The sequence below is a fragment of the Streptomyces xanthii genome (assembly GCF_014621695.1).
Lineage (GTDB): Bacteria > Actinomycetota > Actinomycetes > Streptomycetales > Streptomycetaceae > Streptomyces > Streptomyces xanthii.
The window spans coordinates 7,300,239-7,322,693 of the sequence record NZ_CP061281.1; the positions used below are offsets into that span (position 1 = coordinate 7,300,239).

The 22,455-nt window shown below is 74.8% G+C and carries 24 protein-coding genes; 11 read left to right on the forward strand and 13 right to left on the reverse strand.

Translation table 11 applies throughout. The features are described 5' to 3' along the window. Window positions 1–242: 242 nt before the first annotated feature. Complete coding sequence (locus IAG42_RS33070; RefSeq protein ID WP_188340629.1) at window positions 243–1,292, forward strand: enoyl-CoA hydratase/isomerase family protein; 1,050 nt, start codon at window positions 243–245, stop codon at window positions 1,290–1,292. Here IAG42_RS33070 and IAG42_RS33075 read toward each other — a convergent pair. Beyond that, window positions 1,289–1,660 carry a VOC family protein gene (locus IAG42_RS33075; protein WP_188340630.1) on the reverse strand — a complete coding sequence of 124 codons (372 nt, stop codon included), beginning with the start codon at window positions 1,658–1,660 and terminating at the stop codon, window positions 1,289–1,291. The genes IAG42_RS33070 and IAG42_RS33075 overlap by 4 nt on opposite strands. 139 nt (window positions 1,661–1,799) lie before the next feature. Here IAG42_RS33075 and IAG42_RS33080 point away from each other — a divergent pair, with 139 nt between their 5' ends. Continuing rightward, entirely contained in the window at window positions 1,800–2,678 is an 879-nt protein-coding gene (locus IAG42_RS33080) for an oxygenase MpaB family protein (RefSeq protein ID WP_223206262.1), read from the forward strand. A gap of 12 nt (window positions 2,679–2,690) precedes the next feature. Here IAG42_RS33080 and IAG42_RS33085 read toward each other — a convergent pair whose 3' ends face one another. From IAG42_RS33085 to IAG42_RS33100, 4 genes are all read right to left on the reverse strand, one after another. Beyond that, window positions 2,691–4,031: a choice-of-anchor A family protein gene (locus IAG42_RS33085; protein ID WP_188340632.1), complete on the reverse strand. Its 1,341-nt coding sequence runs from the start codon at window positions 4,029–4,031 to the stop codon at window positions 2,691–2,693. An 88-nt stretch (window positions 4,032–4,119) separates the two neighbouring features. Then, the gene (pdxR, locus tag IAG42_RS33090; RefSeq protein ID WP_223206263.1) at window positions 4,120–5,547 is read right to left on the reverse strand and encodes a MocR-like pyridoxine biosynthesis transcription factor PdxR; all 1,428 of its coding nucleotides are present in this window, start codon (window positions 5,545–5,547) and stop codon (window positions 4,120–4,122) included. A 22-nt stretch (window positions 5,548–5,569) separates the two neighbouring features. Then, window positions 5,570–6,385, reverse strand: a complete 816-nt coding sequence (locus IAG42_RS33095; RefSeq protein WP_188340633.1) for an alpha/beta fold hydrolase — start codon at window positions 6,383–6,385, stop codon at window positions 5,570–5,572. A 17-nt stretch (window positions 6,386–6,402) separates the two neighbouring features. Further along, window positions 6,403–6,765 carry a zinc ribbon domain-containing protein YjdM gene (locus IAG42_RS33100; RefSeq protein WP_188340634.1) on the reverse strand — a complete coding sequence of 121 codons (363 nt, stop codon included), beginning with the start codon at window positions 6,763–6,765 and terminating at the stop codon, window positions 6,403–6,405. A 140-nt stretch (window positions 6,766–6,905) separates the two neighbouring features. On the opposite strand from IAG42_RS33100, the gene IAG42_RS33105 reads away from it, so the two are divergent. The 6 genes from IAG42_RS33105 (at window position 6,906) to IAG42_RS33130 (ending at window position 10,716) form a co-directional block, all read left to right on the forward strand. After that, window positions 6,906–7,247, forward strand: a complete 342-nt coding sequence (locus tag IAG42_RS33105; RefSeq protein WP_188340635.1) for an ArsR/SmtB family transcription factor — start codon at window positions 6,906–6,908, stop codon at window positions 7,245–7,247. After that, window positions 7,244–8,965: a SulP family inorganic anion transporter gene (locus IAG42_RS33110; protein WP_188340636.1), complete on the forward strand. Its 1,722-nt coding sequence runs from the start codon at window positions 7,244–7,246 to the stop codon at window positions 8,963–8,965. The genes IAG42_RS33105 and IAG42_RS33110 overlap by 4 nt, the downstream gene beginning before the upstream one ends. Next, window positions 8,962–9,378 carry a pyridoxamine 5'-phosphate oxidase family protein gene (locus tag IAG42_RS33115; protein ID WP_188340637.1) on the forward strand — a complete coding sequence of 139 codons (417 nt, stop codon included), beginning with the start codon at window positions 8,962–8,964 and terminating at the stop codon, window positions 9,376–9,378. Before IAG42_RS33110 ends, IAG42_RS33115 begins: the two co-directional genes overlap by 4 nt. Window positions 9,379–9,395: 17 nt before the next feature. After that, window positions 9,396–9,800, forward strand: coding sequence for an ATP-binding protein (locus IAG42_RS33120; protein WP_394811294.1), 405 nt, complete (start codon window positions 9,396–9,398; stop codon window positions 9,798–9,800). A gap of 61 nt (window positions 9,801–9,861) precedes the next feature. Further along, window positions 9,862–10,254: an STAS domain-containing protein gene (locus IAG42_RS33125; RefSeq protein ID WP_188340639.1), complete on the forward strand. Its 393-nt coding sequence runs from the start codon at window positions 9,862–9,864 to the stop codon at window positions 10,252–10,254. Window positions 10,255–10,365: 111 nt separating this feature from the next. Continuing rightward, window positions 10,366–10,716, forward strand: coding sequence for an ArsR/SmtB family transcription factor (locus IAG42_RS33130; RefSeq protein WP_188340640.1), 351 nt, complete (start codon window positions 10,366–10,368; stop codon window positions 10,714–10,716). A 26-nt stretch (window positions 10,717–10,742) separates the two neighbouring features. Here the strand turns inward: IAG42_RS33130 and IAG42_RS33135 are convergent, their stop codons facing one another. From IAG42_RS33135 to IAG42_RS33160, 6 genes are all read right to left on the reverse strand, one after another. Beyond that, entirely contained in the window at window positions 10,743–11,204 is a 462-nt protein-coding gene (locus tag IAG42_RS33135) for a nuclear transport factor 2 family protein (RefSeq protein WP_188340641.1), read from the reverse strand. A gap of 44 nt (window positions 11,205–11,248) precedes the next feature. Next, window positions 11,249–12,022 (reverse strand): 2-phosphosulfolactate phosphatase, encoded by a 774-nt coding sequence (locus tag IAG42_RS33140; protein WP_188340642.1) that lies wholly within the window; start codon window positions 12,020–12,022, stop codon window positions 11,249–11,251. Next, entirely contained in the window at window positions 12,012–12,233 is a 222-nt protein-coding gene (locus IAG42_RS33145; protein WP_188340643.1) for a hypothetical protein, read from the reverse strand. Before IAG42_RS33145 ends, IAG42_RS33140 begins: the two co-directional genes overlap by 11 nt. Before the next feature lie 63 nt (window positions 12,234–12,296). Beyond that, on the reverse strand, window positions 12,297–14,351 hold the full coding sequence (locus IAG42_RS33150; RefSeq protein ID WP_223206264.1) for an acetate--CoA ligase family protein: 2,055 nt from the start codon (window positions 14,349–14,351) through the stop codon (window positions 12,297–12,299). Next, entirely contained in the window at window positions 14,348–15,514 is a 1,167-nt protein-coding gene (locus IAG42_RS33155) for an acyl-CoA dehydrogenase family protein (protein ID WP_188340644.1), read from the reverse strand. Before IAG42_RS33155 ends, IAG42_RS33150 begins: the two co-directional genes overlap by 4 nt. Window positions 15,515–15,562: 48 nt before the next feature. Further along, window positions 15,563–17,131 carry an APC family permease gene (locus IAG42_RS33160; protein ID WP_188340645.1) on the reverse strand — a complete coding sequence of 523 codons (1,569 nt, stop codon included), beginning with the start codon at window positions 17,129–17,131 and terminating at the stop codon, window positions 15,563–15,565. 181 nt (window positions 17,132–17,312) lie between these two features. Here IAG42_RS33160 and IAG42_RS33165 point away from each other — a divergent pair, with 181 nt between their 5' ends. Further along, complete coding sequence (locus tag IAG42_RS33165; protein WP_188340646.1) at window positions 17,313–18,725, forward strand: flavin monoamine oxidase family protein; 1,413 nt, start codon at window positions 17,313–17,315, stop codon at window positions 18,723–18,725. Window positions 18,726–18,739: 14 nt separating this feature from the next. Next, a complete protein-coding gene (locus tag IAG42_RS33170) occupies window positions 18,740–19,588 on the forward strand; it encodes a TetR/AcrR family transcriptional regulator (RefSeq protein ID WP_188340647.1) in 849 nt (282 codons plus the stop codon). A gap of 13 nt (window positions 19,589–19,601) precedes the next feature. Here the strand turns inward: IAG42_RS33170 and IAG42_RS33175 are convergent, their stop codons facing one another. Next, a complete protein-coding gene (locus IAG42_RS33175) occupies window positions 19,602–20,099 on the reverse strand; it encodes a nuclear transport factor 2 family protein (protein ID WP_188340648.1) in 498 nt (165 codons plus the stop codon). Window positions 20,100–20,223: 124 nt separating this feature from the next. Between IAG42_RS33175 and IAG42_RS33180 the strand changes: the two genes are divergently transcribed. Beyond that, window positions 20,224–21,090 carry a maleylpyruvate isomerase family mycothiol-dependent enzyme gene (locus IAG42_RS33180; RefSeq protein ID WP_188340649.1) on the forward strand — a complete coding sequence of 289 codons (867 nt, stop codon included), beginning with the start codon at window positions 20,224–20,226 and terminating at the stop codon, window positions 21,088–21,090. A 610-nt stretch (window positions 21,091–21,700) separates the two neighbouring features. Here IAG42_RS33180 and IAG42_RS33185 read toward each other — a convergent pair. Next, window positions 21,701–22,342 (reverse strand): FadR/GntR family transcriptional regulator, encoded by a 642-nt coding sequence (locus IAG42_RS33185; RefSeq protein WP_188340650.1) that lies wholly within the window; start codon window positions 22,340–22,342, stop codon window positions 21,701–21,703. Between the last annotated feature and the right edge of the window lie 113 nt (window positions 22,343–22,455).

Genomic DNA, 22,455 nt, shown 5'->3' on the forward strand with positions numbered 1-22,455 from the left:
GCCCGGCGTGCGGCACGGGGACGGGGAGGGGGCGGGCGTCGTCGTGCACCGTCGCCTCCCCGTTCGTCGTCTCGGCCGGTCGTCCGCGGATGTTCCGCTCCGGACAGGCTAGGCGACGGGGAGCGGCGCCGGGAGCCGCGGTCAAGGAGGGCGCGTCGGGGGCCCTTTGGGAACCGGCCCCGGGGGCGGGTGATAGGGATAGCGGTGTTCAGCACCACGCGTGACCGGAAGGAACGACCGCCTTGACCGCCGAAGCCGACGCCCCCGTACTCCTCAGCAACCAGGGGCGGGCCGCCCACATCACGCTCAACCGGCCGCGCGCGCTGAACTCCCTCACGCCCCCGATGATCGACACCGTCGCCGCCGCGCTCGACGCCTGGGAGCACGACCCCGCCGTCGAGACCGTCGTGATCACCGGCGCGGGCGAGCGGGGCCTGTGCGCGGGCGCCGACATCCGCCTCTTCCACGACGACGCGCGCAGCGGCGACGGCACCCGCTCCGAGGCGTTCTGGCGCGCCGAGTACCACCTCAACGCCAGGATCGCGCACTACCCGAAGCCGTACGTCGCCGTGATGGACGGGATCGTCATGGGCGGCGGCGTCGGACTCTCCGCCCACGGCAGCGTCCGGATCGTCACCGAGCGGTCGCGGGTCGCCATGCCGGAGGTCGGCATCGGGTTCGTCCCCGACGTCGGCGGGACCCATCTCCTCGCGCACGCCCCCGGCGAACTCGGCACCCACCTGGCGCTGACCGGCGGCTCCGTCGGCGCCGCCGACGCGCTGCTCTGCGGTCTCGCCGACCACTTCGTACCGGCCGCCGCCCTGCCCGGTCTCCTCGGCGAACTCGCGACGGCGCCCGCCGCCGAGGTCGTGGCCCGCCACGCGCGCCCCGCGCCCGAGGGCGTCCTCGCCGGGCAGCGGCCCTGGATCGACGCCTGCTACGCCGCCGACACCGTCGAGGAGATCGTCGACCGGCTGCACGGGTACGGCGACCCGGTGCCCAAGGAGGCCGCCGAGACGCTGCTCGCCCAGTCGCCCACGTCCCTCAAGGTGACCCTCGCGGCCCTGCGCCGCGCCCGCGCCTTCACCACGCTGGAGCAGGCCCTGGACCAGGAGTACCGGGTGGCCTGCGCGGCCCTCGCCACGCCCGACCTGCCCGAGGGCGTGCGGGCCCGCATCATCGACAAGGACCGGAACCCGCGCTGGTCCCCGGCCCACCTCGCCGAGGTCACCCCCGCCGAGGTGGAGCGTCACTTCGCCCCGCTCGGCGCGCGCGAACTCGGCCTCGGTTAGCCCCGCTCGGCCGCGCTGCGCAGCACACAGAACTCGTTGCCCTCGGGATCGGCGAGGACCGCCCACCCCGAGCCGTCGGGGTCGCGGCGGTCCGCGAGGAGCGTGGCGCCGAGGCCGAGGAGGCGGTCCACCTCGCGGTCGCGCGTGGTGTCGGGGCGCAGGCACAGATGGACCCGGTTCTTGACGGTCTTGGGCTCCGGCACCTGGTTGAAGTACAGGGCCGGACCCTCCGGCAGCTCGACCCGCGTCTCGTGGGAACCGGGTCCGTCCTCCGGGTCCAGGGCGCCGCCGGTCACCTCGCTCCAGAACCGCGCCAGTTCGTACGCGTCCGCACAGTCGATCGCCACGTTCTGCACCACCGAGATCATGCGCACGATCCTGTCACGGCGCGCGCGGCCGGAAACCGACGGCCCCGCGCGGCCGACACGCGCACCGGTGGACCCGCCCGCCCCGGGGCCGGGATCATGGGGGCGCCGTCGCCCGTACCGGCCCCAGGAGAGGACCCCCGTGCCCCGCGACCACTGGCTCCAGCAGATCCGCCGCCTCGACCCGGAGAAGGACTTCGAGGAGATCTACCGCATCAGCACCGCGCACGAGTTCCCCTGGGACACGATGCAGGCCCTCGGCTTCGCCCTCTACCGCACGTACGCGGTGCCGAGCATCGGCCGACTCCTGCGCGACACCGGCGAGTTCACGGCCCGCCCGCAGAAGCGCTACGACGACACCGTGCTGATCCTGGACGCGCCGGGCGAGCACGGCCTCGACTCGCCGCAGGGCCGCGAGGCGATCCGCCGCATGAACCAGATGCACCGCGCCTACGACATCTCGAACGACGACTTCCGGTACGTGCTCGCCACGTTCGTCGTCGTGCCGAAGCGCTGGATGGACGACTACGGCTGGCGGCCCTACTCGCGCCACGAGGTCCGCGCGGCGACCAACTACTACCGGGCTCTCGGCGCCCGCATGAGCATCCGCGACATCCCGGAGACCTTCGAGGAGTTCGAGGAGCTCATGGAGGACTACGAGCGCCGGCACTTCACGTTCGACGACGGCGGGCACGCCATCTCCGAGGCGACCCTGGACCTGATGGCCTCCTGGTACCCGGGCCCGCTGGCCCCGCTGATGCGCAAGGCCTCGCTGTGCCTGATGGACGCCCCGCTGCGCGCCGCGTTCGGCTACGCCGACCCGCCGCCCGCGCTGGAGCGCACCGTGCGCGGCGGGATGCGGCTGCGGGGCCGGATCGTGCGGCTGCTGCCGCCGCGCCGCACCCCGCAGTTCGCCCGCCAGAGCTCCAACGTCCGCGGCTACCCGAACGGTTACCGGGTCGCGGAGCTCGGCACCTTCCCCAAGGGGTGCCCCGTGCACGAGCGTGAGGAGCAGGTCTAGGGAGGACACGACCTAGGGGGTCTGGGTGACGAGCCGGCTCGTCGTGACGGCACGGACACCGTCCGGCGCGTTGTCCGCCGTGAGCGTCAGCGGGCCGGACACGGCCGTGCCGGCCGGCGCGTACCCGGCGGGGGCCGCCGTCTCCCGCCAGTAGTACGTGCCGAGGCCCACGGCGCTGGAGCAGATCCCGGTGCCGTCGGTCGTGCAGGTGCCGCCGACCTTCGTGTCGGGCCCGGCGCCCGACGTCTGGAGGCCGGACACCCCGTTCGTCTCCCGCCACAGTTCGAACTCGGCTCCGGGGAGCGCGAATCCGGTCGCGGCGTCCTTCTTGAGCACGCTCACCCGGCCCACCCGATGGGACGTGCCGGAGCAGTCCGGCAGCTCGCCGAGGAACGGCCGGCTGTGGAACCGAGGCCCGCCGTCGCCGCTCTCGTCTCCGGTGTGCGTGAGCGAACCGGCCGTGAGGAAACGACCGTCGACATCGGCGGCCGACACCCTGGCCATGGAGTTCTGCTCGCCGATCAGCACGCTGCCCTCGATCCGGCCGCTGCCCGTCAGCGTCACGTCGGCGGCGTCCGGGAAGTTCCACAGGAGTCGGTCGCGGTGGGCGTCGAGTCCGGCGGCGGCGCCGTCCATGTGGAGCGTGCGGTGCGCGCCGCGGACGTTGACGAGGATCGTCGCGCCGTCGGGGATCCCGGTGAAGGACAGATCCGCCGGGCCGTCCTCCTCCCGGGCCAGGTCGAAGTCGACGTCGAACACCTGGAGGCGGGAGCTGCCGTCGCCGGTGAGGGCGATCCGCCCGCCGGGGCCCCGCGCGGCCTTGCCGGTCGCCTCGCGCGGGGTGCCGCCGGGGCGGGCGTAGCAGCGGCTCGCCGCGGTGAACTCGTCGCGCAGCCGCGCGTACGGAGCGACGGCGGCGGCGTCCCGTACGACACTTCGGGCCTCGACCTGGCCGGTGACGGCCCCGGCGTGCCGCACGGCGCCCGTCCCGGCCAGCAGCCGCTGCCCGCCGGCCACGGTCACGTCGCCGCCGGCCGTCAGGAGGCCGGGGCCGGTGCCCGGCGCCCCGAGGACGTAGGAACGGCCCGCGGCGGACCGGTTCATGTCGAAGTCGCCGAGGACGACGGCGGGCCCCTCGGCCCCGGCAGCGCCGCCCCGGACCAGGAAGTCGCCACCGGCGAAGACGGCGACGCCGCTGTCGCGGCCGCCGGGCAGGGGGGCCGCCGCGGCGGCCGGACCGAGAGCGAGGACCGGGAGCGCGCCGGCGAGCACCGCGCAGGACAGACCCGTCGCGCTCACCCGGGAGCGCCAGGCCGCCCCGCGCGCGGCGAGAACGGTGGAGAGGACAGTCATACGGTCGAGAATCGGCCGCTCCGCGCCGCCGCGGCGGCTGCCACTCCGTGAGGACACGGGAACGGATCAGTGGCCGGCTGACAGGAGCTCAGGGCGCCTTGGGCAGGACGTCGCAGAGCGTGTCCAGGGCGGCCGCGAAGCCGTGGTCCGGGGGAGTGCCGTAGCTGATGACCAATCCGTCGCGCGGCGCCATCGCGCTGTCCGGGTGGCGGTAGGCGTGCAGCCCGTCCAGGGCCAGGCCCGCCCGCCGGGCCGCGCGCAGCGCCGACTCCTCCGTGCCCGGCGGGAGTTCGAGGACGGCGTGCAGTCCGGCGGCGATGCCGCTCACCCGGATGTGCGGGGCGCGCTCGGCGAGCGTCCGCACGACGAGGTCGCGGCGGCGCCGGTAGTGCTGCCGCATCCGCCGCAGATGCCGGTCGTAGGCGCCGCACGCCAGGAAGTCGGCGAGGGTCAGCTGGTCGACGACCCCCGACCACATCTCGCGCGGCCCCTTCGCCGCCAGCACCTCCTCGGTCAGTGGGCCCGGCAGCACCATCCAGCCGAGCCGCAGCGCGGGCGACAGGCTCTTGCTGGTCGAGCCGAGGTAGGCGACCCGGTCCGGATCGAGGCCCTGGACGGCGCCGACCGGCTGGCGGTCGTAGCGGAACTCCCCGTCGTAGTCGTCCTCGACGAGCAGTCCGCCGTGCGAGCGCGCCCAGGCGACGACCGCCGCCCGGCGCTCGGGATGCAGCGGACCGCCCGTCGGGAACTGGTGCGCGGGGGTGAGCAGGACGGCCGCGGCACCGCTCGCCGGCAGCTCGTCGACGCGGGCGCCGTGCGCGTCCACCGTCAGCGGGACGGTGCGCGGGCCGGCCCGCTCGGCGAGGCCCCGGTGGAAGGAGAGACCGTAGGACTCCACCGCGAGCGGGCCGCGCAGGACGCCGCTCAGCAGCGACAGCGCGTGCGCGAAACCGGAGCAGACCACGATCCGGTCGGGTTCGGTGCGCACCCCGCGCGCCCGGCCCAGGTACTCGGCGAGCGCCTCCCGCAGCTCGGGCCGCCCGCGCGGATCGCCCACCCCGAACGCGTCGTTGGGCACCGTCGCCAGGGCGCGGCGTGCCGAGGCGGCCCAGGCGGAGCGGGGGAACGAGGAGGCGTCGGGGGAGCTGGGCATCAGGTCGTGCAGGACCCGGGGGCGCTCGGCCCGGCGCGGCCGGTGTGACGGGGCGGTGCGCGGCGGGGTGCCGCGCGGCGCCACCTGGGTGCCCGAGCCCTGCCGGGCCGACAGCCAGCCCTCCTCGACGAGTTCGGCGTAGGCGGTGGCGACCGTGTTGCGGGCGATGCCCAGGTCGCGGGCGAGCGTGCGGTACGGGGGCAGGCGGGTGCCGGGGGCGAGCCGCCCGGAGCGGACGGCCTCGCGCAGCGCGTGCATGAGCCGGACGCGCAGACTGCCCTCCCCGGACAGTTCCAGATGGAGGTCCGTCCCGGGGACCTCGGGCGCCGCGGGGCGGTCCGCCGCCTCCCTGGTCTCTGTCATGATCACGGACCCTACCGGTCGGTCAGGACTCCAGTTCGCCGAGGAAGCGACGGATGGCCTCGTACAGGATCCCGGGGTGTTCGAGGTGGACGTCGTGACCGGCGCCGGGGACGCTCAGCGCCCGCACCTGGGGCCGCGCCGTGAGCAGGGTGTCCGCCTCGCCGGGCGCGATGATGCCGTGCTGCCCGAGCACCACGAGCGTCGGACAGGTGACGGCCGACCACTCGGTCCAGAACGACCGCTCGGCGATCTCCGCGAGGGACGCGACCATCACGTCGGCGTCGAACCGCGGCCACCAGCCGCCGTCCCGCTCCTCGAGCCCCCGGGCCCAGCCCTCCCCGACCGGCCCGCCGCCGAGGAACTCCGCGGCCGCCGCGCGGGACGGGAAGGGGATCGGCCAGGACTCCAGCCAGCCGCCGATCTCGGCCTGCACCCCCGTGCCCGGACCGCCCGCGCCCGCCTCGACGAGCACGAGCGCGTACGGCAGGTCCGGGTGCGCGGCGGCGGTGAGCAGCGCCGTGTGGCCGCCGAGCGACTGACCCAGCAGGACCGGCCGCTCCAGGCCCAGGTGCTCCACGACGGCGACGACGTCCGCGACGTACGCGGCCCGGGCGGTGTCCGCCGGACGGCGCTCGCTGGCCCCGTGCCCGCGCTGGTCGACGGCGACCACCCGGTGCCGGGGGCCGAGGGCGTCGGCCAGCACGTCCCACTCGCCGGAATGTCCCGCCAGGCCGTGCAGCAGGACGACCGGACGGCCTTCGCCGCCCCGGTCCCGGCACACCAGACGCACCCCGTCGCGCACGACGACGCGCTCCGTCCACGATCCGACGCCCCCCATACGGGCTCCCCCTCGGCTCAGGCCTTCTTGACCACGCTCGACTTGAGCTGCATGGCCCCGAAGCCGTCGATCTTGCAGTCGATGTCGTGGCCGTCCACGGCGTCCGCGACCAGGCGGATGTTACGCACCTTGGTGCCGGCCTTGATCCCCGAGGGGCTGCCCTTGACCTTGAGGGCCTTGACGACGGTCACGGTGTCGCCGTCGGAGAGCACGTTGCCCACCGCGTCCTTGACGACGTGCTCGGCGTCGGCGCCGCCGGACGCGGCGTCGCCGGAGGCGGGGGACCACTCGTGGGCGCACTCGGGGCACACGAGCAGGGCGCCCATCTCGTAGGTGTAGGCACTGGAGCACTGGGGGCAGGGCGGAAGCGATTCAGTCACCGGGGGAGTGTAGGTAGACAGTCGCGGAATTGCGAAATTATGCAATTCGTTAGATGGTGAAGCGGTCGTCCCGGCGGGTCCGGGAACGACGGGAAGTCCGGGAGCTCGCGAAGTTCGGGAAGTTCGGGGAGGGGAGCCACGTGTCGGTTCCGCTGTATCAGGCCAAGGCCGAGTTCTTCCGGATGCTCGGTCACCCCGTGCGGATACGGGTCCTCGAGCTCCTCCAGGACGGTCCGACACCGGTACGCGACCTGCTCGCCGCCATCGAGGTCGAGCCCGCCGCGCTGTCGCAGCAGCTCGCCGTGCTCCGCCGCTCCGGCATCGTCAGCTCCCGGCGCGAGGGCGCCACCGTCGTGTACGCGCTCGCCGGCGGCGACGTCGCCGACCTGATGCGGGCCGCCCGCCGGATCCTCACCGAGATGCTCGCGGGTCAGGGCGAACTCCTGGCCGAGCTGCAGGAGTCCGAGGTCGGTACCCGATGACACCGACCCGTCGCGCCCGGTCCCTCGCGGACCGGGTCACCGCCCTGCTGCCGAACCGCGCCGACCTGGCCGACGTGCGCCGTGACCCGCGCCGCGACCTGCTCGCCGGGCTCACCGTCGCCGTCGTCGCGCTGCCCCTCGCGCTCGGCTTCGGCGTCTCCTCCGGCCTCGGCGCGGAGGCGGGCCTCGCCACCGCCGTCGTCGCGGGCGCCCTCGCCGCCGTCTTCGGCGGATCGAATCTGCAGGTGTCCGGGCCGACCGGCGCCATGACCGTCGTCCTCGTGCCGATCGCCGCCCGCTACGGGCCCGGCGGGGTGCTCACCGTCGGCCTCGTCGCCGGACTGATCCTCGTCGCGCTCGCCGTGGCCCGCGCCGGCAAGTACATGAGCTACGTGCCCGCGCCGGTCGTCGAGGGCTTCACCCTCGGCATCGCGGGCGTCATCGCGCTCCAGCAGGTGCCGAACGCCCTGGGTGTCGCCAAGCCCGAGGGCGACCGCGTCCTCGTCGTGGCCCGGCGCGCCGTCGAGGAGTTCCTGCGCGCGCCGAACTGGACGGCCGTCGCCCTCGCGGCCGGCGTCGCCGTGCTGATGCTCGTCGGCACCCGGCTGCGGCCCACCGTCCCCTTCTCCCTCGTCGCCGTCCTCGCCGCCACGCTCGTGGCCCAGCTCGCGCACCTCGACGCGGCCACCCCCATCGGCGAGCTGCCCTCCGGGCTGCCCGCCCCCTCGCTCGGCTTCCTCGACCTCGGCGCGCTCGGCACCCTGCTGCCCTCGGCGCTCGCCGTCGCCGCGCTCGCCGCCCTCGAATCCCTGCTGTCCGCGTCCGTCGCCGACGGCATGACGGTCGGACGGCGGCACGACCCCGACCGGGAACTGTTCGGGCAGGGCCTCGCGAACATCGCGGCGCCCCTGTTCGGCGGCGTCCCCGCGACCGGCGCCATCGCCCGCACCGCCGTCAACGTCCGCACCGGCGCCGGATCACGGCTCGCCGCGCTCACCCACGCCGCCGTCCTCGCCGTGATCGTCTTCGCGGCGGCGCCGCTCGTCTCGAAGATCCCGCTCGCGGCGCTCGCCGGAGTGCTGCTCGCCACCGCGATCCGCATGGTCGAGGTCGGCTCCCTGCGCGCCATGGCCCGGGCCACCCGCTCCGACGCCCTGATCCTCGTCCTGACCGCCGTCGCCACCCTCGCCCTCGACCTCGTCCACGCGGTCCTCATCGGGCTCGCCGTCGCCGGACTGCTCGCCCTGCGCGCCATCGCGGGCCAGGCCAGGCTCGACGAGGTACCGCTCGACCGGGGCGACCACAGCGCCGAGGAACACGCGCTGCTGGCCGAGCACATCGTGGCGTACCGGATCGACGGGCCGCTGTTCTTCGCCGCCGCCCACCGTTTCCTGCTGGAACTCGCCGAGGTCGCCGACGTGCGCGTCGTCGTCCTGCGCATGAGCCGGGTGACCACCATGGACGCGACCGGCGCGCTCGTCCTCAAGGACGCCGTCGAGAAGCTCGGCAGACGCGGCATCACCGTCCTCGCCTCCGGCATCAGACCCGCACACCGCCGCGTCCTGGAGTCCGTCGGCGCGCTGCCCCTGCTCCTGGGCGACGGCCACGAGTACGCGACGACGCCCGAGGCGATCGCCGCCGCCCGCGCCCACCTGGAGCACACCGGCGTCCTGCCCGGCCCGCGCGCGGCCGCCGTCGGCGAGGGGACGGCCCGATGAGCACCGGACCGGGCGCGACACCGCGCATGGTCGAGGTCTCCGGCGCGGAGGCCCTGTGGCTCCTCGAAGGCAGCAGCCGGGGACGCCTCGTCTACGTCCGCCGGGACCAGGCCGTCGTCCGGCCCGCCCGGCACCTGTGGGGCACCGGTCGGCTGCTCGTGCGCGCGCCCGCCGCCGTCGGCGTCCTGCCCGGCGCCGTCTCGTACCACGTCGACGAGGTCGACGAGCGGACCGGAGAGGGCTGGACCGTCACCGTGACCGGCCCCGTCGACACCGTCACCGAGCCCCACGAGGCCGCCCACTACCGGCGCGTCCTGCCCGGCTGGGCGCACGGACCGCACGACGCGGTGCTCCGCGTCCGCCCGCAGACCGTCACCGGATTCCGGCTCACGGCCCCCGGAGCCGCCCGGTGAACACGCCGAACCGGTCCATGCCGCTGCGCCATGCCCTCACCGTGCCCGCCGAGGGCTCCGCCGTACGCCTCGCCCGCGAGACCGCGCAGATGGTCCTCGCCGAATGGGGCGTCAACCCGGGCCACCCCGCCGTCGACCCCGCCCTGCTGATACTCAGCGAGCTCGTCACCAACAGCGTCCGGCACGCCGCGGCCCTCGCGCCGACCGTCACGGTCGTCTTCGCGGGCGGCGCCGACTGCCTCGCGTTCGGCGTCCACGACCGGCACCCCGACCGGCCCTCGCTGCACGAGGCCGCCGCCGGTTCACCCGGCGGCGGACTGGGCACCGTCATGGAGCTGACCCATGGACTGGGCGGCAGCGCCGTCGTCCGCGGCGACGCGGACGGCCAGGGCAAGAGCATCTGGATCACCCTGCCCCTGTGACGCGACGCGCGCACCGGGGCCCGCCGTCGCGGCGGCGTACGAAAGGCAGTGGACGAGGACCATGACCATCGAATGGCGTTACCGCATCGAGCAGGACCTGGGCATCCTCTCCGTGTCCGGACACCTCGGCCCGGAGGCCGCCCACCGGTTCACCGGCGCCGTCGGCTGGGTCGTGGCACGCGGCTCCGGGCCCGTCGTCGTCGACCTGACGGAGCTGCGCGGCTGGTCCACCGAGGGGCAGCTGGCCATCGTCGCGGCCGCCCGCCGGCTCGCCGACTGCGGCCGGGCCATGGAGCTCGCGGCGATCCCGGCGGACGGCTCCCTCGTCCCGAGCGGAGACTGCCCCGCCATTCCCGTGCACTGCGACCTGCACGCCGCGCTCGCCGCGCACGCGCCCCGCGACGGCGGCGCCGACGAGCCGCACGAGTGGCGCACCGAGGGCTGGGCCGGCTGACGCGCCCCGAGGCACCGGGGGGCCGGTCCACGCGGCCGCCGCGACGCGCGAAGATAGGCCCATGGTGACGATTTCTGGGCGCGGGGACCGCGGCAGCCGGGGGCGCCGGCGATGAGCACACCCCTGTACCAACTCAAGGCCGAGTTCTTCAAGACGCTCGGCCACCCGGCACGCATCCGGGTCCTCGAGCTGCTGAGCGAGCGCGAGCACGCGGTCGCCGAGATGCTCCCCGAGGTGGGCATCGAGCCCGCCCACCTCTCCCAGCAGCTCGCGGTGCTGCGCCGGGCGAACCTCGTGGTGACCCGCAAGGAGGGCTCGAACGTCTACTACTCCCTGACCAGCCCTCACGTGGCCGAACTGCTCCGGGTCGCCCGCACCATCCTCTCCGGCGTCCTCAGCAACCAGGCCGAGCTGCTCGCCGACCTGCGCTCGTCACCGGGCGAGCGGGGACGGTCCGCCTAGCCGGACGCGTCCCCGGCGCCGGCGGCTCAGGAGGGGGCGCCGAGCCCCGCCGCCACGGCGGTCAGCCGGCCCGTCGCGTGCGCCACCCCGAGCCCGTCCATGTAGTCACGCACGTGGACGATCAGGCCGTCGCGGACCCGGATCACGAGCAGACCGGGGAAGTCGAAGGACCGGCCGGTCGTGGCGAAGGTCCCCGAGACGATCTGCTCGACGACGAGCACCTCCCCGTCGGCACCCTCGTGCACGGCGACCTCACGGATCTCCCGCGGCCGGGCCGGGCTCGCACCCCAGGCCGCCCGGTAGCCCGCGCGAACTTCCTCGCGTCCCTCGTAGCGCTCGGGCATACCGGGGAAGAGGAACGGGAACTCGTGGACGGCGTCGACCGCGTACAGGTCGGCGAGGTCGTCCGCGGACAGGTCGAGCATGGCCTGCCGGTAGCGGGCCAGGACCTCACGAGGGCCGAGAGCGGACGGGCTGGTGTCGGGCATGACGCGGAACTCCCTTTCAAGGGCGGGGAACGACGGTCGGGAACTCAAGGGGCGCTGACGCGAGGGACGGGGGCCTCGTCCGTGAACGCGCCGTCGACCAGGACCGGTACGACCGGCGCCGTGTCGGCCTCCGTCGCGATCTCCACGTCCTCGCGGAACCCGTAGCCGTACAGCTCGTGCGCGGACGGGCAGTCGGCGACCGCCGCGCGGACGTCGGGGGTGCGGAGGAAGGCGTCCCGGGCCCGGACCGCGGACGGGGCCGGGCGGACGGCCTCGAGCGCGGCGACGGTGGCGCCCGCGCCGAGCAGATCCTCCTCGGCGAGCCGGAGCGTGCCGTCGGCCGCGCGCTCGCCGGCCGCGATCACCGCGACCGGCCGCTCCGGAGTGCCGAGGCCCTCGGCGGTCAGCCGGCGGCCGACCGCCGACGCGTTGCGCAGGCACGAGGCGACCACGAGGGTCCCGGCAGCGGCGGCGGCCGCGACGGTCGAGCCGTTGGGGGACGGGAGCACGAGCCGCGGGGTGAAGGGTGCGCGGCGCAGTGACGCGGGGGACAGCGACCACGGGGTGCCGGGGCCGAGCGCGCTCCGCCCGACGGCCAGGCGGGCCCCGACCCGCTCCGCGAACTCCGCCGCGCCCGCGTCCCGCCACCGGTAGGGGTACGCGCGGGTCCCCGCCGCCACGGCGACGGTCACCGCCGTCGTGAACGACAGCACGTCGACGACGACCAGGCAGACGACGCGCGGGGCGAGGCGGGCCGCGCCGGCCGGGCCCCACGCGACGTACACGCCGTGCCCGGCCGGTTCGGACTCAGCGGGCATGGCGGGGGTGACTGCGGGCCGTGCGCTCGTTGCCCCTGCGGTAGTTGCCGGTCCAGCGGGCCATCACGAGCTGCGGATCCCCGCTCTCGGCCTCGCGCACGAATCGCGCGGCCCGGTCCCCGCGCAGCACGGTCGCCGTGCGGTGGTGGTGCGTGATGCGTACGGTGCCGTCGGCCCGTTCCTCGTACGCGAAACCCTGCGGTGCGGCCATGCCTCGGGACCCCCCTTGTCGCGGAGTTCCATGGTGCCGGGCCCGTGCGCGGGGCGCGAGCCGTTATCCGGTGCGCGGGGAGGAGGGGACGATCAGGGCGTCGACGGCCAGGGCGCCCGTCGCCGCCACGCGGACCGGGTTGAGCTCGATCTCGGCGAGTTCGGGGCGGGCCGCGAGCAGCCGGGAGACCGTGACGATCACCTCGGCGAGCGCCGTGACGTCGAGAGGCGGCGCGCCGCGCCACCCGTCGAGCAGCGGAGCGACGCGCAGCCGCCGCAGCATGGCCCGCGCCGTCGCCGCCGTGCACGGGGCCAGTTCGAGCGCCAGATCCGGGTCGAGCTCGGCCCGGACCCCACCCGCACCCACGACCACGACGGGTCCGAACGACGGATCCCGCCGCGCGGCCACGAGCAGCTCCACCACTCCGGGGCGCGGGTCCATCTCCTCCACGACGAACCGGTGCTGGCCCAGCCGTTCCACCATGTCGGCGTGGGCGGCGGCGAGTTCGTCCGCGGTGCGCAGCCCGAGGACGACACCCTGCTGCTCCGTCTTGTGCTCCAGCCAGTCCGCCTTGAGGACGAACGGCGCGGTGAGGCCGGCGACGAGCGGGCGCGGGTCCGTGACTCCCGGGGCCAGTACGACGGCCCGGGGAAAGGCCACACCGGCGGCGCGCAGCAGTTCACGCGCCGCCCCGTACCCGCGGCCGCCGGCGCCGGCCGTCACGTCCACGCCCGCCGGTTCCGTACGCGGCGCCCGGCGCAGTGGCGCTTCTGCCAGGCGCCCTGCCGTCGCCACCGCCCGGAGCGCCCCCTCGACGTCCCGGTACGTGGGCACGCCCGCGTCCCGCAACTCCCCGATGGTGTCCGTGTCTTCGGCCATCGAGTGCACCACGACCGGCACCCGGTGCTCGGCGGCCACGGCGCCGAGTTCGCGTGCGGCGGCGGACTCCGCCGGCTGCTGCGCGGGGATGTCCCGGCCGTAACTGCCGAAGTAGCCGCTGAGGACGACGGCGTCCGCGACGCCGGCCGCGGCGGCCGCCGTCACCGTGGAGGCGTACGTGGTGAGGTCCTGCTCGCCGGCGCCCGCGAGGTCCACCGGGTTGGTGACGGCGGACTGGGACGGCAGGCGCCGGGCCAGGTGGTGCCTCAGCGCCGGAGGGAAGGGGGTCACGTCGAGGCCGAGCCGGGCCGCCGTGTCCGCCGCGACCGCGGCCTGACCGCCGCTGTCCGCCACGATCGCGACGCGCGGCCCGCGCACCGGCCGGGAGCGCATCAACAGCTGTGCGGTGTCCGCGAGTTGGGCCGGGGTGTCGACGCGGACCGCGCCCACCGCGCGGCACGCGGCGTCCACGACGTCGACGCCGGAGGTCATCGAGCCGGTGTGGGACAGGGCCGTGCGTCGCGCGGCGCCGCTGGCGCCCACGGTGAGGACCAGGACGTGCTTGCCCGCGCGCCGCAGCCGGTCGAGCGTGCCGAGCAGCCGCTCGCCGTCCCCGAAGCTCTCCAGGTAGAGGGCGACGACCCGGGTGGCCGCGTGGTCGGCGAGGTCGTCGAGGACCTCCGCCGCCGTCACGTCGAGCTGACTGCCGACGGACACGAACCGGGACACCCCGATTCGCGCCGACGCCGCCGCCCCGGCGATCTCCAGGCCCAGTTGCCCGCTCTGCGACACCACCGCGAGGCCGCCCGGCGTGAACGAGCCCCACGCCAGGCACAGTTCGGCCGCCGCGTCGTACACACCCAGGCAGTTGGGTCCGAGCAGCCGGGTCGACGGCCCGGCCGCGACCGTCGCCGCCAGGCCCGCCTCGTCCGGGACGCCCGCGGTGATCGCGAGCAGGCCCGGCACCCCGAGGCCGGTGGCCCGCGCGACGCCGTCGGCCAGCGCCGCCGCCGGGACCGCGAAGGCGACCAGCTCGGGCACCTCGGGCAGCGCGTCCAGGTCGCGGTGACAGGGGCGGCTGAGCACCTCGCCGCCCCGCGCGTTCACGAGGTGCACCCGCCGCCGGTGCCGGCCCGTGAGCGCCCCGCGGGCCAGCCAGTGCCCCCACTTCTCGGGCCGGTCGCTCGCGCCCACGACCGCCACGGAGCGCGGGTCGCGGAACACGCCGAGGCCGCTCACGGCTTCGCGAGGGCGCGGGAGACGATGAGCCGCTGGATGTCCGAGGTGCCCTCCTCGATCTCCTCCAGCTTGGCGTCCCGCATCCACTTCTCGGCCAGGTACTCCTGCGCGTACCCCCAGCCGCCCAGCGTCTGCACCGCCGCCCACGTGGCGAACATCGCGCTCTCGGAGCCGACCAGCTTCGCCGTCGCCGCCTCGGCGGTCACCCGCAGCCCCGCGTCGAACAGCCGCGCCGCCCGCATCGTCGCCAGGTGGGCGCCGTCCGTGCGGACCGCCATGTCGGCGAGCCGGAACGCGACCGCCTGGTGCTCGATGATCGGCACCCCGAACTGCTCCCGCTCCCGCGCGTACCCCACGGCCAGGTCGAGCGCGGCCCGGCACAGGCCCGTGCAGGACGCGCCGATCAGGACGCGGGAGGCGTCGAAGGTGCGCATCAGGCCCGAGAAGCCCTCGCCCTCCGCGCCGAGCCGGTCCGCGACCGGTACGACGACCTCGTCGAGGAACACCTCGGCGTTGACGATCGCCCGCTGCCCCATCTTGCGCATCGGCCTGCCCACGGTGACCCCGGGCGCGTCCCGCTCCACGACGAACGCCGTCACCCCCCGCGACCGCAGCGCCGGGTCCACCGTCGCGAACACCACGAACCGCTCCGCGTAAGGGGCGTTGGAGATCCACGTCTTCTGCCCGCTGAGCACGTAGTGGTCGTCCTTGCGGACGGCGCGGGTGCGGATGCCCGCCGCGTCCGAGCCGCGGTCGGGCTCGGTGACGGCGAGCGCGGTGAGCGGCGGCGCGTCCGTCGTCAGCGGGCGCAGCCAGCGCTCCTTCTGCTCCTCGGTGCCCAGTTCGAGGACCGGGGCGGCGAAGAAGCCGCTGGAGGTCAGCAGGTTGCCGATGCCGATGTCGCCGTGGCACAGCTCCTGCTGGACGAGCGCCTGCGTCACCAGGTCGGTCACGCCGCCGCCCCCGTACGCGGCGGGGATCATGAAGGAACTCAGTCCGGTCTCCGCGGCCTTCGCCCACAGGTCGAGCGGGGAGACGGTCTGCGCGTCGTCCACCTCGCGGGCCCGGGGCCGGATCTCAGCGGCGGCGAAGTCGCGGGCGAGCCGCACCAGATCGCGCTGTTCGGGGGAGAGGTCGGGTGCGTCACGGACGGTGTACGGCATGGAGCGGCTCCCTGGTCGAGAGAAGGCGGAAGAGGGGTTCGGGCGGCGTCAGTTGGGGACGGCCGGCTGCGCGGGCTCCCGCTCCTGTTCGGGGACCGGTGCCCCGGCCTTGAGGGCGAAGAACGCGGGGGAGACGCGCGCGTAGGCCCACATCAGGAGCAGACCGAGCAGGAGCGTGCCCGCGCCGATCACGAAGACGCCGCCGATGTGCCAGTGCGGGGGCACGGGCAGGGTCCACGACGTGTAGCTGTTCACCGGGTCCCAGTCGTTCTTCAGGCTCCACACGCCGGCGGCGACGAGCATCAGGCCGCCGAGCCCGGGCAGCACGAGCCGCAGCCACAGGTCACCGGCGCCGGACCGCCACCGGTCCCGGTGCGCCCAGGCGGAGGTGATGCCGGTGAGCCCGTAGTAGAAGGCGATCATGAGGCCGCAGGAGGAGACGGCGTCGCCGATGACCAGGCCGTCGCTCAGGAAGTTCATGACGACGTAGGCGAGCGCGCCCGCCACGCCGGTGGCGATCGTCGCGAACTGCGGGATCCTGTACCGCGGGTGGACCCGGGCGAAGACCCGCGGGGCGGCGCCGCGGTCACCCATGGCGAGCATCGTGCGGCCGAGCGCGAGGACGGTCGTCTCGGTGGAGGCGGCGGCGGACGACAGCACCATCAGGACGAGCAGGTGCCACAGGAACGAGCCGAGTCCGCTGTCGCCGAAGACGGAGTGGCCGATCGCGGAGAACACGTCGCCGAAGTTGTCCGGGTTGCCGAGCCCGACACCGCTCGTGCCGATGCCCGCGAACGCCAGCGTCGCGACGGTCGCCACGAGATACAGCCCGAGCAGCATCACCGTGGAGGCGATCGCGGCACGGCCGGGTGTGCGGTGCCGGTCCGCGGTCTCCTCGTTGACGGTGACGGCGGTCTCCCAGCCCCAGTAGATGAACAGCATCAGGACGAGGCCGCTCACGAAGGCGCTGGGGGAGGCGATCTCGAACGGGTTGAGCCAGGACAGGCTGGGCCGGTGCGCTCCGGGCCCCGCGTTCCCGCTGTATACGCGGACGAGCGCGACGACGGAGAAGACGGCGAGCATGCCGAACTCGAGGAAGAGCAGGACCCGTTGGACGGCCGCCGCGACCTCGATGCCGCGGTAGCACACGGCCGTCATCAGGCCGATCCAGCCGAGGCCCACGAGCAGCACCCAGGGGCTCGACGCGTCGGCGCCGATGCCGCGGGCGCCGACGAGGATGAACACGTACTGGCCGGCGACCTGCGCGAGGCTCGCCATCACCAGGACGAACGAGCTGATGATCGCCCAGCCGCCGAAGAAGCCGGCGCGCGGGCCGAGCACACGGGTGGCCCAGGTGAAGATGGTCCCGCAGTCGGGCTCCTGGCGGTTGAGCGCCGCGTAGCCGAAGGAGACGAACAGGATCGGCACGAAGGCCAGGAGCACGATCGAGGGGGCCTGGAAGCCGACGAACGCCACGATGAAGGCGAGGGTGGCGGCGAGGCTGTACGCGGGGGCGGCCGAGGCCACCGAGAGGATGAGGCTCGCGGTCAGGCCGAGCGCGCCGGCCCGCAGGCCGCGGCCCGACGACGAGCTCGTCGTGGGCGGAGTGGTTGCCATGGTCGAACCCCCTGTCCGGGGTAGATGTCCGGGTGGCTTGCGCGGTGTTTCTCCGGAGGACGCATCGCAAGACTGATGCGTGGGTCAATGATGCTGAAGCGGTCGGGCGTGTCAAGGCTTCCGGACAAGCTCCATCGCAACGATTGACGGATCGTTCAGTCTTGCTCCATGCTCGGTCGGCATGTGGGAACAGAGCGAATGGGACCTCGTCGAGACCGAGGTCGTCGTCGTGGGCGGTGGCTATGCGGGACTCGCCGCCGCCCTCCAACTACACGACCAGGGCGTGGACTTCGTCCTCGTCGAGGCCTCCGACCGGGTCGGCGGGCGCGTCCTCACCGAGACCCTGGACAGTGGCACCGGCGGCGCGGCGGTCACCGTCGACCACGGCGGCCAGTGGGTCGGCCCGACCCAGACCCGGCTGCGCGCCCTCGCCGACCGCTTCGGCTGCGCCACCTTCCCCACCTGGGAGACCGGCAAGCACATCGAGGTGTGGCACGACGGCACCGGCGTGCCCTACCTGGGCGCGGCCCCCGCCGACGGCCCCGGCATCGCCGACTACCACCGCGTCACCGAGCTCCTCGACGCGCTCGCCCTGACCGTCGACACCGCCGAACCCTGGCGCACGCCGCGCTGCGCCGAATGGGACGCGCAGACCGCCGAGTCGTTCTTCCGCGCGCAGACCTCCGACCCCGACGCCCTGCGCCGGCTCGCCCTCGCCGTCCAGGGCGTGTGGTGCGCGGAACCGTACGAGATCTCCCTGTTCCACGTGCTCTTCTACATCGCCGCCGCGGGCGGCTACGAGCAGCTGATGGAGACCCGCGACTGCGCCCAGGACAGCCGCTTCGTCACCGGCGCCGCAGGACCCGCCCGCGCCGTCGCCGAACTGCTCGGCGACCGCGTCCGGCTCGGCACCCGCGCCCTGTCCGTCGAGCACGACGCGGACGGCGTGCGCGTCCACACCGCCGGCACGGTCTACGAGGCCCGCCGCGCCGTCATCGCCCTGCCGCCCCCGGCCGTCCGCACCCTGCGCTTCACCCCCGAACTCCCCGCGGCCCGCGACGGCTGGCTCGCCCACAGCCCCATGGGCCGCGTCGCCAAGATCCACGCCGTGTACGAGACACCCTTCTGGCGCGACGCGGGGCTGTCCGGCATCGCCACGCTCTACGACGACGGGCCCCTAGGCGTCGTGTTCGACAACTCCCCGCACGACGCCGCGCACGGCGTCCTCGTCGGCTTCGTCTACGGCGACCGCCTGTCCGCCTGGAGCGACCTCGACGCCGCCGGCCGCCGGGACGCGGCCCTCGCGAGCCTCGGCTCCGTCGTCGGCGATCGTGCCGCACGGCCGCTCGCCTACACGGAGAAGATCTGGTCCGAGGACCCGTACGCCCGCGGCGGGTACGAGGCGTACGTGACCCCCGGCGGCTGGACCGGGTACGGGCGCTCCGGCTGGCGCACCTCCACCGGAACGCTGCACTGGGCCGGAACGGAGACGGCTAGTGTGTGGAACGGCTACATCGACGGCGCCCTGTCGTCGGGCCGGCGCGCCGCCGACGAGGTGGTGGCCGCGCTCCAGGCATCTGTGGCGGAAGGCTGAACGGACCCAGCGCGATGACGTCGATCCAGGACCGGGCCCGTGAGGTGGTCCTCGCCGCCCCCATGAGCCAGCGGGAGTTCGCCGACCGGGTCGGCATGGACCCGACCGCGCTCTCCAAGGCGCTGCGTGGCACCCGCCGGCTGCGTGACGCCGAGATCGCCGCCATCGCGCAGGTCGGCAAGGTCTCCCAGCGCTATCTGCGCACCGGCGAGGGACGCCCGCCCGCCCCGCCGCGCGGGGAGGCGGGCGCGCCCGCCGCGCGCCGCAGGGCCGACGCCGTCGAGCCCGACGTGCGCCGGGCGCAGATCCTGGAGGCGACCGCGAGGCTCATCGCCCGGCGCGGCTTCCACAAGGTCCGGGTCGCCGACATCGCCCGCGCCTGCGGCACCAGCACCGGCACCGTGCACTACCACTTCCCGACCAAGGACGCGGCGCTGCGGGCCGCCCTCGTCTTCTACGCGGACCGCTTCCACACCCGCCTGGAGGCCGAGTTCGAGGCGGCCGGCAGCACCGTCGAGAAGCTGCGGCGCCTCATCGACGTACAGCTGACGACGACCGACGAGGACATCGACGAGTGGTCGGTGTGGGTCCAGTCCTGGAACGAGGCGATCCTGGACCCTACCCTGCGGGCCGGTCAGCGGGACGTGTACGCGCGCTGGCGCCGGATCGTCGTCGACCTCGTCCGCACCTGTCAGGCGGAGGGCATGGCGGCGGGCGCGGACGCCGACGCCCTCGCCGCCCGCTTCACCGGCCTGGTCGACGGTCTCGCCATCCAAGTCCTCGCCGGTACGGGCGACATGGACGCGGCCCGCATGCGCGAACTCCTCCTCGACGCCTTCGAACCGCACATCACCCTGCGCTGAACCGGCCCGCCCGTCAGCCCTTCTCCGGGCGGCCGCCCAGGTGTTCCGTCTCGCCGCCGAACGGCAGCACGAGCACCCGGTGCGCGAGCAGCCACTCCCCGTCGACCCGGCGGAAGCGGTCCTCGTAGTGGCCCACGTTCGACGGCAGCCGGGTCGACACCATCGTGCCCTGCGTGTACCCGTCGACGCGGTACGTCGCGAAGTACGTGGTCGCCGACGCGGTGTCGGGGGAGTCGACGGTCACCAGGACGTTCGTGCACAGCCGGCGCGAGAGCCGGTCGGCGGGACGCCCGCCGAAGTACGCCCGCAGCGCCTCCCGGCCCTCCACGCGCCGCCCGTCGTAGGGCCACTCCCACACACCGTCCTCGGTGAACAGCTCGGCGACCGTGGAGGGTTCACCGAGATCGAGACGGCGTACGAGGTCGAGCACGAGGCGCTCGCAGGCGCGCTCGGCGAGCAGCCGGGCCAGGGGGTCGAGTGCGTCGGTGCCGGACGCTGCTGAGTTGGACATGATCCTTTTCTATCAGCCTTCCGCGCAAGGGAGTTGAGGGCATCTGGGCCCCGCGAACCCCTGACGCGCACGCCTACCGGGCGGTAATGTGCGGGCCCGGCCCGGTCGCGACCAGGGGAGTGGTATGGACACGGTCACGCGTTTCGATCCCGTCGTCGAGCACGAGCGGACCCGCGCTGCGCTCACCGGTGTGCTCGCCCGCGTCGTCGCCGCCGTGCGGGACGCCCCCGACCGGGACGCCGCCTCGGGCCTGCCCGGCTGGACCGTCGGCGACGTCGGCGCGCACCTCGCGGCCGTGTACCTGGCCTGCGGCGCCGCCTTCACCGGTGAGGAGATCCCCTGGGACGCCGTGCTGCCCGGCGACGAGGCCGGCGACGCCCCGCTCGTCGACCGCATCAGCGCGTTGAACGCCCGCGCCGTCGCGCTGCTCGACCCCGCCGAGCGGGCCGGCCTCGCCGATCTGCTGGCGCGGCGCGGCGCCGAGTTCCTGAGCGCCACCGAGGGGCTCGCCCCGGACACGCCGGTCGCCGCGCCCTGGTACGGGGAGAGCGTCACGTTCCCGCTCTCGGCCGTCACCGGACTGATGCTCAGCGAGAGCCTCGTGCACGGGCTCGACCTCACGCGCGGCACCGGCGCCCGGTGGCCCGTCGCCCCGCACGAAGCCGCCCTCGTACTGGGGCAGTTCATGCCGACGGTGATGCCGATGGCGGTGGACGCGGCGAAGGCGCGCGGCGTGCGCATCGCCTTCGACCTCGCGCTCAAGGGCGGTCCCCGGCTCGCCGTCGTCGTCGAGGACGGCAGCGCGACCGTCGTCCGGGACGCGCCGCCGCGCCGCTACGACTGCCGCATCACGGCCGACCCCGTCACGTTCCTCCTCGTCTCGTTCCGGCGCGTCCCGATCTGGAAGGCGGTGGCCACGGGCCGCATGCGAGCAGGCGGCCGCCGCCCCTGGCTCGCCACCCGCCTCGGCGACCTCATCGGCACGCCGTAGCGCGTGCCGCGCGGTTGGGCCGGGTACATGACGGGCGGCGCCGCCCCTCACGCGGCCGATCGCGACCGGGCGTGCCGACGCTGCTCGGCCCGGGGCGGAGGGGGTGCCGCCGAGCGGCTTCGGTGTGCCGGGCGGGCCGGTCTCCACGGGTGGACCGGTCGGCGTCGTCGCAGCGTGGTACCCCGTAGGCGGACTGCGGAGGCGTGATGCTGGGCGGCTTCGGCATGGTGTCGTGCCCCGCGTCGGCGGGCGGCGGTGGGGTGGCATCGGGCGGCTTCGGTGTGCCGGGAGCACCGGGCCGCTGGGCGGACTTGGAGGTCGCACCTGACCGCCCGGGTCCGTCACGGGGGGATCTGGCGCGGTGCGGTGTGGTGCACCGTGCCGCCGGGCGGGGGGACGGGTGGCGTCGGCCCCCGGAGCTCCCGTGTGCGGCCCCGCCCGGTGACGGATCCAGGGGGAGTCGTCGGTGCTGCCGCATCCGCCGGATCGCCGCGGCGCGTCCCGGCTCGGGGAGCGAGGAGCGTCGCGGGCCCGGCGGCTTCAGGGCGTCGAAGATCGTCGCGATCGGCCTGCGCAGCGGTCGCCCGGGCGCGTGCCGGAGCGAGGCGGGTCAGGCGTCGAGGATCGCGTTCGCCGCCGCGTCGGCCGCCGTCGGGTCCGCCGCCGCGATCGCGTCGAGGAGTGCGCGGTGGGCCTCGCTCGTCGAGTGGCGCATGTCGTCCGCCAGGACCGTGTCGCGCAGGGCCGTGCTCAGATGCCCGTAGAGGTCCACCAGGAGGGGGTTGTGGCCGGCTCGTGCGACGCACAGGTGGAAATCGATGTCGGCGTCGACGAACTCCTTCAACTCCCCGGCGTCAAAGTGCTGTTGGCGTCGCTCGGTGATCTCGCGCAGCTCCTTCACGTCCTCCTCGGTGCGGCGCCGCGCCGCGAGCCGCGCCGCCACCAGATCGAGGCCCCGGCGCACCTCCTCCACGTCCCGGTCGGCGGCGTCCGCGAGCATGCGGCCGAGCGCCACCGCGGACTCGTCCGCCGCCGTGACGTAGGTGCCGTCGCCCTGCCGGGTCGCGAGGAGCCCGGTGTGCACGAGCGCGCGCACCGCCTCGCGGACCGAGAGCCGGCTCACCCCGAGCGTCTGGGCCAGTGAGCTCTCCGAGGGGATCTTCTCGCCGACCTGCCAGCGGCCGCTGGTGATCTCCTGCCGCAGCTCGGTGATCACCGCGTCCACCAAGGACTTGCGTCCGACGCTCTTCATGTCTCCCCGCCTGTCGTGATCTCCGGCGCCCGGGCGCCTCAGCTGATTATGCGTCCTGCCCCCGCCCGTGCTCCGGGCGGTTCCCGCGTCCACGTTCCGAACCGTGCCTGCGC

What these genes read in the sequence shown, in the direction of transcription:
- IAG42_RS33145 (WP_188340643.1), bottom strand. Translation starts at nt 12,233, where the DNA reads ATGGCCGCACCGCAGGGTTTCGCGTACGAGGAACGGGCCGACGGCACC.
- IAG42_RS33120 (WP_394811294.1), top strand. Translation starts at nt 9,396, where the DNA reads ATGCCGCTGCGCCATGCCCTCACCGTGCCCGCCGAGGGCTCCGCCGTA.
- IAG42_RS33085 (WP_188340632.1), bottom strand. Translation starts at nt 4,031, where the DNA reads ATGACTGTCCTCTCCACCGTTCTCGCCGCGCGCGGGGCGGCCTGGCGC.
- IAG42_RS33175 (WP_188340648.1), bottom strand. Translation starts at nt 20,099, where the DNA reads ATGTCCAACTCAGCAGCGTCCGGCACCGACGCACTCGACCCCCTGGCC.
- IAG42_RS33180 (WP_188340649.1), top strand. Translation starts at nt 20,224, where the DNA reads ATGGACACGGTCACGCGTTTCGATCCCGTCGTCGAGCACGAGCGGACC.
- IAG42_RS33110 (WP_188340636.1), top strand. Translation starts at nt 7,244, where the DNA reads ATGACACCGACCCGTCGCGCCCGGTCCCTCGCGGACCGGGTCACCGCC.
- IAG42_RS33095 (WP_188340633.1), bottom strand. Translation starts at nt 6,385, where the DNA reads ATGGGGGGCGTCGGATCGTGGACGGAGCGCGTCGTCGTGCGCGACGGG.
- IAG42_RS33165 (WP_188340646.1), top strand. Translation starts at nt 17,313, where the DNA reads ATGTGGGAACAGAGCGAATGGGACCTCGTCGAGACCGAGGTCGTCGTC.
- pdxR (WP_223206263.1), bottom strand. Translation starts at nt 5,547, where the DNA reads ATGACAGAGACCAGGGAGGCGGCGGACCGCCCCGCGGCGCCCGAGGTC.
- IAG42_RS33160 (WP_188340645.1), bottom strand. Translation starts at nt 17,131, where the DNA reads ATGGCAACCACTCCGCCCACGACGAGCTCGTCGTCGGGCCGCGGCCTG.
- IAG42_RS33155 (WP_188340644.1), bottom strand. Translation starts at nt 15,514, where the DNA reads ATGCCGTACACCGTCCGTGACGCACCCGACCTCTCCCCCGAACAGCGC.
- IAG42_RS33075 (WP_188340630.1), bottom strand. Translation starts at nt 1,660, where the DNA reads ATGATCTCGGTGGTGCAGAACGTGGCGATCGACTGTGCGGACGCGTAC.
- IAG42_RS33185 (WP_188340650.1), bottom strand. Translation starts at nt 22,342, where the DNA reads ATGAAGAGCGTCGGACGCAAGTCCTTGGTGGACGCGGTGATCACCGAG.
- IAG42_RS33140 (WP_188340642.1), bottom strand. Translation starts at nt 12,022, where the DNA reads ATGCCCGCTGAGTCCGAACCGGCCGGGCACGGCGTGTACGTCGCGTGG.
- IAG42_RS33130 (WP_188340640.1), top strand. Translation starts at nt 10,366, where the DNA reads ATGAGCACACCCCTGTACCAACTCAAGGCCGAGTTCTTCAAGACGCTC.
- IAG42_RS33115 (WP_188340637.1), top strand. Translation starts at nt 8,962, where the DNA reads ATGAGCACCGGACCGGGCGCGACACCGCGCATGGTCGAGGTCTCCGGC.
- IAG42_RS33135 (WP_188340641.1), bottom strand. Translation starts at nt 11,204, where the DNA reads ATGCCCGACACCAGCCCGTCCGCTCTCGGCCCTCGTGAGGTCCTGGCC.
- IAG42_RS33125 (WP_188340639.1), top strand. Translation starts at nt 9,862, where the DNA reads ATGACCATCGAATGGCGTTACCGCATCGAGCAGGACCTGGGCATCCTC.
- IAG42_RS33170 (WP_188340647.1), top strand. Translation starts at nt 18,740, where the DNA reads ATGACGTCGATCCAGGACCGGGCCCGTGAGGTGGTCCTCGCCGCCCCC.